11 protein-coding genes are annotated in these 15,340 nt (G+C 48.4%); 5 read left to right on the forward strand and 6 right to left on the reverse strand.

From position 1 onward, the window contains the following. Positions 1 to 691: 691 nt before the first annotated feature. The 5 genes from GJR95_RS16940 to GJR95_RS16960 form a co-directional block, all read right to left on the reverse strand. A complete protein-coding gene (locus tag GJR95_RS16940; protein WP_162386989.1) occupies positions 692 to 1,891 on the reverse strand; it encodes an acetate/propionate family kinase in 1,200 nt (399 codons plus the stop codon). Between the two features lie 84 nt (positions 1,892 to 1,975). Further along, positions 1,976 to 4,072, reverse strand: coding sequence for a phosphate acetyltransferase (gene pta, locus GJR95_RS16945; protein ID WP_162386990.1), 2,097 nt, complete (start codon positions 4,070 to 4,072; stop codon positions 1,976 to 1,978). 86 nt (positions 4,073 to 4,158) lie between these two features. Next, positions 4,159 to 6,540, reverse strand: coding sequence for a phosphoketolase family protein (locus GJR95_RS16950; RefSeq protein WP_162386991.1), 2,382 nt, complete (start codon positions 6,538 to 6,540; stop codon positions 4,159 to 4,161). Positions 6,541 to 6,915: 375 nt separating this feature from the next. Then, positions 6,916 to 7,503 carry a hypothetical protein gene (locus tag GJR95_RS16955; RefSeq protein WP_162386992.1) on the reverse strand — a complete coding sequence of 196 codons (588 nt, stop codon included), beginning with the start codon at positions 7,501 to 7,503 and terminating at the stop codon, positions 6,916 to 6,918. 7 nt (positions 7,504 to 7,510) lie between these two features. Further along, on the reverse strand, positions 7,511 to 7,678 hold the full coding sequence (locus GJR95_RS16960; RefSeq protein ID WP_162386993.1) for a hypothetical protein: 168 nt from the start codon (positions 7,676 to 7,678) through the stop codon (positions 7,511 to 7,513). 258 nt (positions 7,679 to 7,936) lie between these two features. Here GJR95_RS16960 and GJR95_RS16965 point away from each other — a divergent pair, with 258 nt between their 5' ends. From GJR95_RS16965 to GJR95_RS16975, 3 genes are read left to right on the forward strand one after another with little or no spacing between them, the layout of a single operon-like run. Then, on the forward strand, positions 7,937 to 8,380 hold the full coding sequence (locus tag GJR95_RS16965; protein WP_162386994.1) for an organic hydroperoxide resistance protein: 444 nt from the start codon (positions 7,937 to 7,939) through the stop codon (positions 8,378 to 8,380). Next, positions 8,364 to 8,804 carry a DoxX family protein gene (locus tag GJR95_RS16970; RefSeq protein ID WP_162386995.1) on the forward strand — a complete coding sequence of 147 codons (441 nt, stop codon included), beginning with the start codon at positions 8,364 to 8,366 and terminating at the stop codon, positions 8,802 to 8,804. The genes GJR95_RS16965 and GJR95_RS16970 overlap by 17 nt, the downstream gene beginning before the upstream one ends. Before the next feature lie 59 nt (positions 8,805 to 8,863). After that, positions 8,864 to 9,310, forward strand: a complete 447-nt coding sequence (locus tag GJR95_RS16975; protein WP_162386996.1) for a MarR family winged helix-turn-helix transcriptional regulator — start codon at positions 8,864 to 8,866, stop codon at positions 9,308 to 9,310. A gap of 226 nt (positions 9,311 to 9,536) precedes the next feature. On the opposite strand, the gene GJR95_RS16980 is transcribed toward GJR95_RS16975, so the two are convergent. Next, the gene (locus GJR95_RS16980; protein WP_162386997.1) at positions 9,537 to 11,009 is read right to left on the reverse strand and encodes a serine hydrolase; all 1,473 of its coding nucleotides are present in this window, start codon (positions 11,007 to 11,009) and stop codon (positions 9,537 to 9,539) included. A 561-nt stretch (positions 11,010 to 11,570) separates the two neighbouring features. Between GJR95_RS16980 and GJR95_RS16985 the strand changes: the two genes are divergently transcribed. Both GJR95_RS16985 and GJR95_RS16990 read left to right on the forward strand, forming a co-directional pair. Next, the gene (locus GJR95_RS16985) at positions 11,571 to 14,003 is read left to right on the forward strand and encodes an ABC transporter permease (RefSeq protein ID WP_162386998.1); all 2,433 of its coding nucleotides are present in this window, start codon (positions 11,571 to 11,573) and stop codon (positions 14,001 to 14,003) included. 349 nt (positions 14,004 to 14,352) lie between these two features. Beyond that, positions 14,353 to 15,219 carry a DMT family transporter gene (locus GJR95_RS16990; RefSeq protein ID WP_162386999.1) on the forward strand — a complete coding sequence of 289 codons (867 nt, stop codon included), beginning with the start codon at positions 14,353 to 14,355 and terminating at the stop codon, positions 15,217 to 15,219. The last annotated feature ends 121 nt before the right edge of the window (positions 15,220 to 15,340 follow it).

Below are 15,340 nucleotides of genomic sequence, written 5' to 3' on the forward strand. Positions count from 1 at the left end.
TTACCTTTACGAACGAGTTGGTCGAGCGTTGTGAGATCGGCTTCCGACAGCACAAACGGTTTAGCGATTTGGCCCATGTCGGAAAGATAGCTACTTTTATCTAACCATTAAATTGGAAGAGTACTAGTTGATTTATGCACAGTTGAGTTAGAACCTCCTTGCTCCAAATCGATATCGATCAGGTAATGACTATGAATTGGTAAATACTTGATACCCGCTTATCTTCAGTAGGGTAGCTGTAGGCCATATTGCTTTTGAGTTGTTATACTCACTAATTGCTTTATGTGTCCCAAAGCTATGACAACTACATGCGGTTGAAGAAAGTGAAAAAAGTAGTTAGTTGGTAATCAAGAACTTGATCGGGAAAGCCCAATTGACATTAGCGCTTTGAACGTTCTGGCACTGATAGTATGACGGGATGGAAACAATTCTGATGCCACACAATTTTGCTAATTTTTATTTATCACAAAAAGTACAAATTGGCTAACCAAATGGTCGAATACCTATATGAAATGAATTGTCTAGTTGTAAAGTAGAATTTATCTGTCAAAACCCGGCATCTAGTTTGTTAACCAACTAGACGCCACGTTTCGAATTTCATTGGCGAGTCAATAATTTTAAAATCTGACAACTGTACGCCGTCAGAAACCAAGTCCGCTTTTTGGACTTTTAGGTAGCAGAAGTTACCAGGTTAACGAGGGAATAACAGCTCAAAACTTTGAATGGCAATTTCCAGCTCTTCGTTGGTAGGAATGACTAAAATTTTAACCGCAGCACCGGCGCGGCTAACGTCCCGAATCTCACTCGAATGAGCGCTGTTTTTTGAGGAATCAAGATGGATAGTCAATACATCCAAGGATCTGCAAATCTGTTCACGCATGGCGCTGTCATTTTCACCGACGCCTGCCGTAAATAGCAAGGCATCCAGACCATTCAGAACGGCGACATAAGCGCCAATGTATTTCCGGATTCGGTAGGCATAGATGTCAAGGGCTAGGGCGGCTGCCCGATTACCGGCTTCCAGCGCTTTCCGGATATCGCGCATGTCGCTCAGGCCCGTAAGCCCTTGCATGCCCGACTGCTTATTGAGCAGATCATTCACCTCGTCAGGGCTGTAGCCATTCGAAATCAAGTGAAAAATAATGGCCGGGTCTATATCGCCCGAACGGGTTCCCATTACCAGGCCCGCCAAAGGGCTAAATCCCATGCTGGTATCGATCGATTTGCCCGCTTGTACAGCGGTAATACTACATCCATTTCCCAGATGCAGGCTGATGAGCTTAGCATCAGGTTTGCCTAACCAGGCCGAAGCTTGCTCGCTTACATATTTATGGCTGGTGCCGTGAAACCCATAAACCCGAATGCCTTCTTCGGCGTACAGTGCTTCCGGGATCGCATAGCGGAAAGCGTATGCCGGCATCGTCTGATGAAAAGCTGTGTCGAAAACCGCAATTTGCCGGGCATTAGGAAACGTTTTTTCGGCGATTTCAATGCATTTGTAATTGACAGGATTATGGAGCGGAGCCAGCGGAAACAGGTCTTTTATCGCTTCTTTAACGGCCGGTGTGATCAGCGTAGCGCCAGCAAAACGTTCACCCCCATGTACAACGCGATGGCCAACTGCCTGAATTTCATCGGCCGACCGAATTAAGCCAATCTCGGCATCCGACAATAAGAATAACATCTGCTGAAGCCCGGCTGTATGGTCGGCAATCGTGACTTTCCGTTCAATGGTTTGCGTAGGATCAGTAGTCAGGATTTTATGTCGGATAAATGCCTCATCCGTACCAATTCGTTCAATGAGCCCCGAACAAAGTGGTTTATCGGATGGCATATCAAAGAGCTGGTATTTTAGGGAACTACTGCCTGCGTTTATAACTAAAATGTACATGCTTGTCTATTTTCTGGCAGGATTAACAGGATAAAACGGGTTTACCTGTTTTCAATCCTGAACCCTGTTAATCGACTTTAAATACTACACACTATCCTGACACTGAATGGCCGTAATGACAACTGTGTTGAACACATCATCTACCGTGCAGCCCCGGCTCAGGTCATTAATGGGTTTGTTGAGGCCCTGTAGCATGGGGCCAATAGCAAGCGCACCCGTTTCCCGCTGAACCGCTTTGTAGGTGTTGTTGCCTGTATTTAAGTCAGGGAATATCAACACACTGGCCCGACCGGCTACCTCGGAATTCGGTAACTTCTGGCTGCCAACCAGTGGGTCTACGGCTGCATCATACTGAATAGGGCCTTCAATTTTTAAATCCGGTCGTTTTTCCTGAACGATAGCAGTTGCCTGCCGTACTTTTTCTACGTCTTCGCCTTCTCCCGACGTTCCCGACGAATACGAAAGCATGGCTATGCGCGGCTCAATGCCAAATCGTGCGCTGCTTTCGGCAGAGGAGATCGCAATTTCGGCCAGTTGTGCGGCCGTTGGGTTTGGATTTACGGCACAGTCACCAAAGACAGATACGCGATCGGGCAGACACATGAAAAAGACCGAAGAGACCAGAGACACGCCCGGTTTGGTCTTGATAAATTGCAGAGCAGGCCGGATGGTGTGCTGGGTCGTGTGAACCGCCCCCGATACCATGCCATCGGCGTGTCCCTGGTAAACCATCATCGTGCCAAAGTACGATACATCCAGCATCATATCCCGCGCCATATCGAGGTTCACGTTTTTGGCTTTGCGTAGTTCGTACAACGTTGCCGCGTATGAATCGTAGTTTTCCGACTGGGCTGGATTAATAATAGACACTACACTGGTGTCGAGGGTTAAGCCCAGTCGTTTGGCGGAGGCCATTATTTCGGTTTCATCGCCCAGAATAGTCAGATCTACAACGTTTTGTGCGACCAGCCGGGCGGCTGCTTTCAGAATTCGGTCGTCATTTCCTTCTGGTAAAACGATGTGTTTTTTCTGGCTTCGGGCCGCTTTGACGAGCTGATACTGAAACATGTGCGGGGTAATCCCTTCCGAATGAAAGGTTACCAGCCGGTTATCCAGCGCTTTGGTATCCACATTCTTCTCGAATACGTCGATCGCCAGTTCGATTTTCTTTCGGTTATCGGCGGTAATGCGTGAGTGAATGGCCCCGATGGCTGTTGTCGTACCAAAAGTGCCCTGCTGCACGGCCAGAATGGGAATGACCGTCTGTAGCCCCGCAATCAGGCGGGTGATGGGTTCGTCGGGTTCCGTACCGGCCGTCAGCACGATCCCCGCAACTTTGGGATAATTGGCCGATAGATTTGCCTGCAATGCCCCGATGATGATATCGCCCCGGTCGCCCGGCGTTACGATCAGCACATTTTCTTTGATGTAATTCAGGAAGTTCGGCAGCATCATGGCACCCGTAACAAAATTATCGACCTGGTTGGTAAGCAGGCTTTCGCCCACGAGCACCTTGGCTCCAAGGGCGTCTCTGATTTCCTTCATGGTCGGACTTTGCAGCTGTTTTTCCCACGGAATGACAGTGAGCATCATGTCGGTAGGTAGTTGCATTCGGAGTAATTCCCGTACATCCTCCACTTGATCGGATTTCACCCGATTAGCAACCATACCGAGCACCTGTACCTCCCGGCTTTCGAAGCCCTGTAATGCACTCATGGCCGAACTGATGATCTGTGCGGTAGATTTGCTTTCGCCGGTAATGATAATGAGGACGGGTGCGCCCAAGTTTTTGGCAATGGCGGCATTGGACTCAAACTCGAACGCGATGCCTTCGCCTAGAAAATCACTCCCTTCGATAACCGTAAAATCACAGCTTTCTTCCAGTTTTTTATACTTGCTGATGATAGAATTGAGCATTTCACCCCGGCCTTCCGACTCCATGTGTTGCAAAGCTTCCTGCTGGGTAAATGCGTAGGTATCTTCATAGCTGATCGGCAGCGCGAAGTAATCCAGAATGGCTTCGATATGAATTTCTTTCTGTCCAGGCGTTTGCTGCGTAATAATGGGTTTGAAATAGCCCACTTTCTGCGTTTTTCCCAGCAGGCTATTGACTAAACCCAAGGCCAGTAATGATTTTCCAGTATACGGCTCTACCGACGCGATGAATATGGATTTCGTCATAATATGCTTTCCAACAGTTACTTCGACAGGATTGGCAGCTCGATGGGTATTGGTTTCCACGGCTGTCAATCCTGTCGGAAATTTCCTTAATTACCCCAGGTCCAGTTGCGTACCTCGGGCATATCCTGGCCATACGTATTGATGTACTGCCGATGTTCAATTAGCTTATCCTGCATCTCCTGCTTCAGGTAGGCCATCCGATTCCTGAGCTGAGGTAACCGATCAACGACGTCCTGAACCAGATGAAAGCGGTCCAGCTCATTAAGTACGGTCATGTCAAATGGCGTGGTAATGGTGCCTTCCTCCTTGTAGCCCCGAACATGGATATTCCGATGATTGGTCCGTTTGTAAGTCAGTCGGTGAATCAACCATGGATAACCGTGAAAAGCAAAGATTACGGGTTTATTTTCCGTGAAAAGTAAGTCAAAGGCCGTATCATCCAGACCATGCGGGTGTTCGCTGGCGGACTGGAGCCGCATCAGGTCGACGACGTTCACCACCCGAATCCTTAAATCAGGCAGGTTATGGCGCAGGATAGACACAGCCGCGAGCGTCTCCAGCGTAGGCACATCGCCGGCGCAGGCCATCACCACGTCCGGTTCGAATCCGGTATCGTTACTGGCCCAGGTCCATATCCCGATACCCCTCGTGCAATGGGTTACAGCGGAGGGCATATCCAGCCATTGGGGTGCTGGATGCTTACCGGCTACCACCACATTGACATAATGCCGTGACCGGAGGCAATGGTCCATCACCGAAAGCAAACAGTTGGCATCGGGAGGTAAATACACCCGAACAATTTCCGATTTTTTGTTGACCACCAGATCAATAAAGCCTGGGTCCTGATGGGTAAATCCGTTGTGGTCCTGCCGCCAGACGTGCGACGCCAACAGGTAATTTAGGGAAGCTATGTTGCGTCGCCACGGGATACTTCGTGTTACCTTCAGCCACTTGGCATGTTGATTGAACATCGAATCGACGATATGGATAAACGCTTCGTAGCTGTTAAACAGACCATGTCGGCCAGTCAGCAGATAACCTTCCAGCCAGCCTTCGCACTGGTGCTCGCTTAGCATTTCCATCACGCGGCCGTCGGAAGCCAGAAATTCATCCGATGCAATTTGTTCGCCCTCCCACTGGCGATTGGTGGCTTCAAAAACCGCGTTCAGTTTATTCGACAGCGTTTCATCAGGGCCAAATAACCTGAAATTTCGTTGCAATTCATTGAGCCTGATGATGTCCCGTAAAAAACGACCCAACACGGTTGTATCCGATTCATGGACGCTACCCGGTAGATCAATCGAAATGGCGTAGCTGCGAAAGTCGGGCATGTGCAGATCCTTTAATAACAGACCTCCATTGGCGTGTGGGTTCGCACCCATGCGTCGGTTTCCCCGCGGTGCCAGGATTTGTAGTTCGGGTATTAACCGACCTGCTTCATCAAACAGCTCTTCAGGGCGGTAGCTTTTCAGCCAGGTTTCGAGTTGAGCCAGGTGCCCTGGATGGGTAGCTGGGTCGGTAATAGGCACCTGATGCGCCCGAAACGTACCTTCTACGGGCAGGCCATTTACCTCTTTAGGACCCGTCCAGCCTTTCGGTGAACGCAGGATAATCATTGGCCAGCGTGGCCGACTGGTTTGGCTCTGCCCGCGTGCTTGTTGTCGGATACCATGAATAGTCTGGATAACCTCGTCCAGTGTCTTGGCCATTGCCTGGTGCATGACCTTGGGATCGTCACCCTCGACAAAATATGGCGTCCAGCCGTAGCCGAAGAATAACTGCTGAAGTTCTTCGTGGCTAATGCGGGCCAGAACAGCCGGGTTGGCAATTTTATACCCGTTCAGGTGAAGAATGGGCAATACGGTGCCGTCGGTTACCGGGTTCAAAAACTTGTTCGAGTGCCAGGCCGTAGCTAATGGGCCTGTTTCGGCTTCACCATCGCCCACGACGCAGGCGGCAATCAAATCCGGATTGTCGAAAACGGCGCCAAACGCATGGCTCAGCGAATAGCCTAACTCACCTCCTTCGTGAATGGAGCCTGGACATTCGGGCGATACATGGCTAGGGATGCCACCCGGAAACGAAAACTGGGTAAACAACTTTTTCAGACCTGCTTCATCCTGGGTGATGTTGGAATATACTTCGCTGTAAGTTCCTTCCAGATAAGTATTGGCCACCAGTGCCGGACCTCCGTGCCCTGGGCCGGACAGGTAAATCATGTTCAGGTCGTGTTCCCGAATAAGTCGGTTCAGGTGAGCGTAAATGAAATTTTGCCCCGGTGTGGTTCCCCAGTGGCCAAGCAGCATTGCTTTAATATGCTCTGGCTTTAGCGGTTCTCGCAGCAACGGATTGGCGCGCAGGTACATCTGCCCCACTGACAGGTAATTGGCCGCTCGCCAGTAGGCGTCAATAGCCGTCAGGCTATCTTCAGTGTGGGAATAACGAGTTTCGATTGGGTTCTCAGTCATCGCATTATCAGAGGAAGGTGAATTCGTTTGGCGTTGCCGGACCGGTTGCTATTGCTGGACGTTCCGACCCGTTTTCGATTTACTATAAAGTCAATAAGTAATGATTGGATCTGCCGTGAATCACCACACTCCATAACAACGTAGGCGATAATACGTTATCAACCTCAAAAAATACATTTGAGTTTTACAGATCAGGCGAGTTTTGATACCGTCACGCGTGTGGATGCCAAGTGTAGGTAGCCATCGCACTGGCAAAGATGGGGTCAAGTGAAGGCTCCGACTGTGAGTAGGGTCAGCCCCCAGCCTGATAAAAATCAAGGTGTACCCGTATGCAAGGACTGAAGCAGGCGGATACAAAATCAGGTGGATGGTAAATTATATCGGGTATCGGTGGGCGGAGTTACCTGGCCACGCAGTAGGCAAAAGCGATGGGCCTGCACGTAGCCGTGTCTGGTGGTTAGCCTTATGAACCCGGCTATAAATCAGATGGGTGTGAACGATATGAAACAGAATAAAGAGCAAGGCTATCGAGAGAAAGTACCAGCGATGGAACGAAACGTTGAGGTAAAACGAATTACCCATCAGCCCAATGCCAGTTAACCACAGTACGGGTGTATAAGCGGGGGCCATAAATCCAGGGAGACTATAGCTCCAGCTACTCGCCGGGAAGTAAATCAACGGTAACCAGGAAGCGAAATAGATCAACAGGCCAGCTACGTACAAGAAGAGACTCCTTTTCGATAGGCTTGACGCCATACGGATGGGCATCAGCAGTGCCAATACGAAAATGATTGTCTGTGAGATAGATTCTCCGTACGTAATCCAGGATGGAATGTCGTGCCGGAACACCTCCGGCTGATAGGCTTCCGGCAGTTTATCTGTCAACAGAAGATCCCAGATCAGTACAGGAATGGTCAGTAGAAAGCAGTTAGCCCAATAGGGTTTAATCGATGCGAAGTTCATGGGCAAATTACCTTATTCTGGATGAGTACAAATTCATCGTTCGTTTCGGGCAATTTGCTGGAAAGGCCTGTCGCAAAACAACTTCAGCCTGCTGGGTACATGCCAGGTCTACCGTGATGTCCAGTGCATACGTTGTCATGGGGCTTAAATTGGTGCGAACCAGAATCGTTTTCATAAGGAATAAGGACCTGTTTGTTACCTCAAAAGAAGCAGGAAGCCAGTTACTCATCCATGAGTCAACGCAGGCGACAAACTGATAGGAATCAGGTCTTCCGCTTTGTAGCCGTTGTTTTGAAAGGCCATCTGGTCAATTAAGCATACATAGCAAGTGTTGCTGATGGTGAAAGCTCAATAACCCGTTTGGTTCACGTTGAAAGAGTTTATATATTTGTATCGCTTACGATTATGTCGTAAGCGATACAAATAGAAGCCAATGAGAACTGTATATCAAACAACGGTTAACGCTACGGGTGGACGGGATGGTCAGGTAGCAAGTGACGATGGTGTCTTATCGCTCGACGTACGGGTGCCTCAGTCAATGGGAGGACCCGCGGGTGCCTTTACCAATCCTGAACAACTCTTTGCGGCTGGTTATGCAGCCTGTTTTGATAGCGCCTTAAATCTGGTAGCCCGGCAACAAAAACTGAAAATTAACTCTACGGTTTCGGCTACGGTCGGTCTTCAAATGGCAGACCCGACTAACTTTAACCTGGCTGTATCATTGGCCGTTCGCATCGAAGGGGTAGATCACATCACTGCTCAAAAGCTACTGGACAAAGCTCACGCTACCTGTCCCTACTCGAAAGCAATCCGTAATAATGTGGAGGTTAGCCTTACTTTTATCGACGAACTCCTGGATCATGCCCACAACCAATAACACGCAACAAACGACCATCGCCCAGCATATTGGACGGATAGTACTAGGCCTGGCTCTAAGTTTTGCAGGAACGAGCCATCTAAGCTGGTCACGGGATGAGTTTCAGGCTCAAGTACCAAATTGGATACCAATAGACAGCGATTTGGTAGTTATTCTGTCAGGTATTGTCGAGATAACACTGGGCCTGTCGTTACTTTTTTGGTCCCGGCAGCGGGTTGTTACGGGCTGGGTGGTAGCGGCCTTCTTTGTGTTAGTTTTTCCGGGTAACATCGCCCAATTAGTCAATCATACCAATGCCTTTCATTTAAATACCGATCTGGCCCGTACACTTCGTTTGCCCTTTCAGCCACTTCTGGTCATCTGGGCTTTGTGGTCTACAGGCGCCTGGAAAGCATGGCGGAGTAGAAAGCAGCTTACCCATTAATCGATGTGCCTTTAATCGGTATCTTTACTACTCAGTCCTGAGCGTTGACGATTTAACCAATGATGTTACAACAACTTAAGCTACAAAACCAGGTATGCTTTCCCGTGTATACAGCCTCTCGGCTGATCACCAGAGAGTATCAACCCTATTTGGATAAACTGGGCTTAACCTATCCCCAATATTTGGTTCTGCTGGTTCTATGGGAAACCGATGAGATCCCCATTAATTCGATTACGCAACAATTGCTGTTAGATACCAATACGGTAACACCATTGCTCAAACGAATGGAAACACTGGGCTTGCTGGAACGGCAACGCTCAAAAGAGGATGAGCGGAAAGTAATTGTCAAACTCACGGAGAAAGGGCATCAGCTTCAGACCGATGCGGCCATGATCCCGGAGACTTTGGTAAGTGCACTGTTATGTGAGGAAATGAAACTGGACGAGCTTATCGGTTTGCGGGATCAATTACAGGGATTAATCCGTCATTTATCAGCAAAGCATTAAGCTGAATAGCTATCGTATACAGAAGCTTTAGCTGATCTGTTTAAACGTAGTTTTCTCATACCCCGAGACGCCTGTATTTGTCCTGATTATGCCTAGTGCTCAGTCAATTAAACCTATAAGGTTTCAAAAACCGTATCGGCGGCCCGGCGCATCGGCGGCCCGGCTTATAGGTTTGGAATCAACCCCATTCATGACCAGTACGTATAAAATAGAAATGGGAAGAGTACTAGTTCGCTAATCGCGCTAATGCCTTTTTTCCATTTTGATTATCGGGGTTCAACTCGACGGACTTTCGATACATACTGATCGCTTCGGCTTTGTTGCCGTTTTTCAAGAGGGCTTCCCCCAGACTGTCATACGCATTCCAACTATCGGGATAGAGCCGAACGATTAGCTTGAACACTTCCAGGGCATGCTGGGCATTACCCCCGCCATTCATCATCCGGTATCCCCAATCATTCAGATCATTCTCCGTGGGCCAGCTACTTTTGCCCTTCCGTATTAATTCATCGGCAATGGAAAGTGCCTGCGTAAAGCCACGCGTCTGCAGTTGCATCCGTAATGCCGTGATGGGATCGGCCAACGGAATAGCGGGGTTAAAATACCCCGCCAGTTCGTCCAGAAATTCCTCCGGATAAGACCCCGACCGATTGGTGAGGGCGATGATGGCCAACTCATCCTCAGGATACACAAAAATAGCGGATACCGATCCGCCGGTGATCGTCACCGCGCTATGGGTGGGGCGAGGCTTGGTTACCCAGCCCAGAGCCCATTGGGTGGGCTTTCCATTGTTGTACATACCCGCCGTCCATAACGTATTGAGTGCTGTTTTCGTCTTAAAAAGCTTACCCTGTTGCAGAGCAATTACCCAGTGCGCGATATCTTCAGCCGTGCTATTGAGGCCAGAAGCGGTGCGCTTAAAGGTTGGATGTTCGCCGTAGGAATGGATCAGTTTTTCCAATCCAAGGGCCTTCCCATCCAGCCGGGTGACATATGCATACGAATGCACGCTTTTGGGAATGATATCGCGGGAATCGCCAAAGACCGTTGAAGGCATACCGGCCAGGTCAAATTGACGTTCTTTGTAAACCTGGGCAAACGGCTTTCCGGTGAATTTATCGATGATTTTCCCCAATAAGATATAGTTTGTCTGGTTGTAGGCAAACTGTTCACCGGTCGGAAAATCCATCGGCATGGTCAGGATTTTTGCCCAGGCGGCTTCTTCACTACCAATTCCCTGAAGCCCGTAGGTGCTGGGATTTAAAATTCGATTTATATCGGGCAGACCCGAAACATGGGTTAATAATTGCCGTATCGTCACCGGCTGCCAGGCTGCGGGCAGCCCATCCAGGTACTGCGATACCGGAGCGGCCAGATCCACCTTTCCTTCTTCGACCAATTGCATCATGGCTACTCCCGTAAAAGCTTTGGTGCAGGAGTAAATGGGAAAAATGCTTCGATTGGTAACCGGCAGGGAGTCTTCCACATTCGCCAGGCCAAAGGATTTAAGCAGCGTAATTTTTCCATGCTGAACCACGGCCAACTGTAGCCCTATAATCCGGCGTTCTTTCATCTTATTTCGCAGAAACTCATCGATGGTAGGGGAAGCAGGCGTAGGCTGGCTGTATACAAAGGAGCTAACTAGTAGGATAAGCCAGGCTGACAGGCTGAGTGTTAGAGGAAGTTGTTTGCTGTTCATGAGTTGAAATTTTCCTGGAAACTTCAACTTGTCAAGATGGTTACCGAATAGTTCGAAAAATTTGATCCAATTAACTTAAGCTCGGATGAACGGCTACTACATCACTACACATTGGCGCATTTATCCGTATTTTAAATACCAATTGGCTCTCCATTTTACTGTCCAATCATGGACAGCGCAATGTCCGCTTCTGGACAGTGTTACCCTCTCGGTTATGGCTATGAGTACCTTAAAGCTGGTTTTCAGTGCTGGCACTAAATTTGATTTATCCGTTTTATGCTAACTTCCTCAAAATTGCGCTTCGCAGCTTCTGGGGGAATAAGTCATTCCCGGCGATTACTATGCTGGACTTAGCCTAAAGCCTGACTTGTGGTCTGCTTATTTTTTTATGGGTACGTGACGAGCTTACTGTAGATCAGGTGAATACGTCGGGCGGAATGTACGATCCGATCCATCGGGCCGCGTCGCGCGAAGCTGACCTACAGTATCGATGCCTTCAGGTGCTTCGGAAGTTATACAGTACGAAAACCAAAATCTGCCAACCTTATTATCAACTGGATCATGATCGGAAGCTACTTCAAAACATCGGGACGCAACTTAATGCGTAACAAACTGTTCTCGGTTATCAATATTGTTGGCCTTGCTATCAGTATGTCCGTCGGGTTACTGCTGATCGCGTTCGTGCTGGACCTGCGTTCGTACGACAGGTTCAACAAGAATGGGGACAGAATCTATCGCATCACCAACGTTGCGACTACCAAAGGTGAACAGGCTGGCAAGTTTGGAACGACATCCATAAAGACCGGAAAGCTTATTCGGGAAAAAGTGATCGGCATTGATCGGTACGCCGGCGCGGAAGTGGCAATTCTGCGCAATGACTTTTCGCAGGATGCCAGGGTTGGCTCTACTATTATTCCCATCAAAGGCTACTGGGCTGACCCGTCGCTATTCAGGATTTTTACATTTCCCATGCTGGAAGGCAATTCCGAAACGGCGCTGAAAGACCCTTACTCGATCGTTCTGACGGAGACAGCAGCGAAAAAACTGTTCGGAAACGAATCTGCGATCGGTAAAGCGATCAAACTCGATACACTCGATTACCAGGTGACTGGTGTCATGAAGGACGTTCCTTTCTTTTCGCATATCAAGTTCGAAGCGCTGGTATCGCTGTCGACCGCCGAACAGCTCAACCGGAACGATAAAAGCTTCGACAAATGGACAAACATGTGGTCGAACTACGTGTATTTTCTGCTGCCGGAAAACGCCGACATGGCTTCAATCCAGTCGCAGCTCGACGCAATTGCCAGGGAAGAAAATCTTGCCGATGAAAACACGAAGATCCAGCTTGAGCTACTTCCTTTATATGAGATTGTGGTCGGAGAGGAGCTTCGTCGCCCTATGGGACCCGTTGGCCCTCATGTGCCTCCGGTTGTGCTTTGGATACTCGGCGGACTCGCATTTGTTGTGATCTTGTCTGCGTGTTTCAACTATACTAATCTTTCGTTGGCACGTTCTATGCGCCGGTTTAAAGAAGTAGGTCTTCGCAAAGCGATCGGTGCCGGAAAGGGCCAGGTACGGCAACAATTCCTGGCAGAGGCAATCATGATCTCCCTGGCATCCCTTGTTCTTTCATATTTCCTGTTTCTGCTGTTGCGGCCGCAGCTGATAAACATGGCCCCGGAGATGCAGCGCATGGTCAAGCTCGACCTCACTCCGTCTATGGTTGTCGCCTTCACCGTCTTTTCGGTAACCGTCGGAGTTATTGCCGGCTTCATGCCTGCATTGTTCTTCTCGAAAGTCAGCGCGATCAATGCGCTCAGGAACGTGTCGTCGGTGAAAGTATTCCAGCACCTATCCCTCCGACGCGCGTTGGTGGTGATTCAATACACAGTCACACTGATCTTTATAACAGCAACCGCCGTCGGCTATGTGCAGTATAAAAACATACTGGCATTCGACCTGGGATTCAATACAGAAAACATCCTGAACATTAATATGCAGGGTAATAAACCCGAGGCACTTCTTAAGGAACTGAGCGAGATGCCGGAGGTAACCGCACTATCGCGGTCGATGATCATCACCAGCATTGGCAATGCCTGGGGGGGGCACATGAAATACAAAGATTCACGTGACTCGGCTCTGGTCATGACCAACAACGTCGACCAAAATTACCTGCCCTTACACGGATACAAGCTCGTTGCCGGGGGGAATTTTATTGCGCGACCTACCACATCGGAAGCCGTCAGTGAAGTGATCGTTAATCAGGCGTTTTTAAAACGATTTAACATCGGTAAAAAAGACCCCGGAAAAGCAATTGGGGAAGAGATTACCTTCAGTAATTTCAAAATAAAAGGACGCAGGATGACCATTGTTGGGGTTATAAAAGACTTTCACTATGGGAAGGTCGATAACCTCATCGGGCCAGTAGCCTTCATGTCCTGGACGCCCGAAGACAGGGCGGTCATCAATGCCAAAATACAAAGCACTGACATGCCGGCGACCATGGCCAGGATCGAATCAACCTGGAAGAAGATCGATCGTGTGCATCCATTTAACGCTGAATTCTATGACGAAGCAATAGAAGAGGCCTATAGCGAATTTTCCGCGATGATCAAGATCATAGGCTTCCTGTCATTCCTCGCCATTTCCATCGCATCGATGGGGCTGTTCGGCATGGTGGCATTCACCACCGAAACCAGGCTGAAGGAAATCAGCATCCGCAAAGTGATGGGCGCCAGCTCCGGCAACCTTATCTACTTATTGAGCCGCGGTTTTCTTGTACAGCTGTCGATATCGGCACTCATCGCTCTGCCCGTAACGTACCTGTTCTTCGAAAATGTCGTGCTCACAAATTTTCCTTATCATACACCCGTGCAAATCGTCGAGCTATTTGTTGGTTTGCTGGCGGTTCTACTGATCGCCTTTATTCTGATCGGATCACAGACGATGAAGGCAGCGAAGAGTAATCCGGCGGAAGTTCTGAAGAGCGAATAGGGGTTACGGATCACGATATCTGACGCAACGGGCGAGCCGATAGGTTGCGATAAGGTATTGGGCGCGGAGCCTGGTCACCTGACGAGTTGGGCTATTGTACGATGACCGCAGCAACTGGCGTTTTATGAGCTGGTATGTACCCATAGGCCATAGTGTGAACTGAATTCGCTATGTTTGCACAAATGATTTTTCGATGAACACGAAGAGTTGTCTTCCCCCACCAAGATTCTAAATTTTTAATGACGTCTTGAAGCTGAAGGCCTAAGAGCAACTTAGGCCGGGTATGTCATGCTTCAACATAACTGCATTACTAATTTTAAATCTTGCCCCAGGGCTCTTTGACAATTCAATGAAAAAATCATATCTGGTATTACACTTCGCTGTAATACTTGCTGGCTTTACCGGAGTATTTGGTAAGCTTATCTCCCTCAATGAAGGGCTTCTCGTCTGGTATCGGGTTTTCTTCTCTGCGGTTTGGCTGTTTCTGATTCTTAAACTATTCAAGGTAAGTACTACTATTGGTCGTAAGGAGAAATACGATATTGCTAAAATCGGGCTTTTCATCACGATTCACTGGGTGTTCTTTTATGCCAGCATTAAGTACGCCAATATCTCGATTGGGGTCGTCTGCTATTGTTTGACCAGCTTTTTTACGGCCGTATTTGGAGCCATCTTCACGAAAAAACTGGCAATCTCTGAATTGCTGCTGAGTCTGCTAACCTTAGCAGGAATTGGCCTGATCTTTCATTTTGATGCTTCCTATCAAGTAGGTATTGCGCTCGGGACGGTTTCATCAGCATTTGCCGCTCTTTATACCCTTTACAATGAACGGTTAGTGCAGCGGTTTGATAGTAAGCTCATCAACTACTATCAGATGATCGGTGGTACGATTGGGTTGGGCATTGTACTGCCTGCCTACTTCTACTTTTTTCCGGTTACCAACCTGATTCCGGATGTACAGGACACAGTCTATCTGGTGCTTTTATCGCTGTTTTGTACGGTTGGCTTATATGTTTTATTTGCAGAATCGTTAAAGCGAATCCCCGCCTTTACGGTCAATATGAGCTTTAATCTGGAGCCAATTTATGCCATCATTATGGCCTTTTTATTCTTTGGCGAAAGCAAAACAGTAAATGCTTCCTTTTATATAGGCTTACTGTTAGTTATGTCATCGGTTGTACTTCAGAGTATAATTTCACTTCGCAGAAAAGAATAACTTAATTCAGGGATCAATCAAAATGATTGATCCCTATTTCAGGTTAATCCGCGTATGGAGTTGTGCAACCGCTCGATTGCCCAACGCTACGAGCGGTTTTTGACAATAGACCAGGACTTTT

It is taken from the genome of Spirosoma endbachense (genome assembly GCF_010233585.1).
Taxonomy (GTDB): Bacteria; Bacteroidota; Bacteroidia; order Cytophagales; family Spirosomataceae; genus Spirosoma; species Spirosoma endbachense.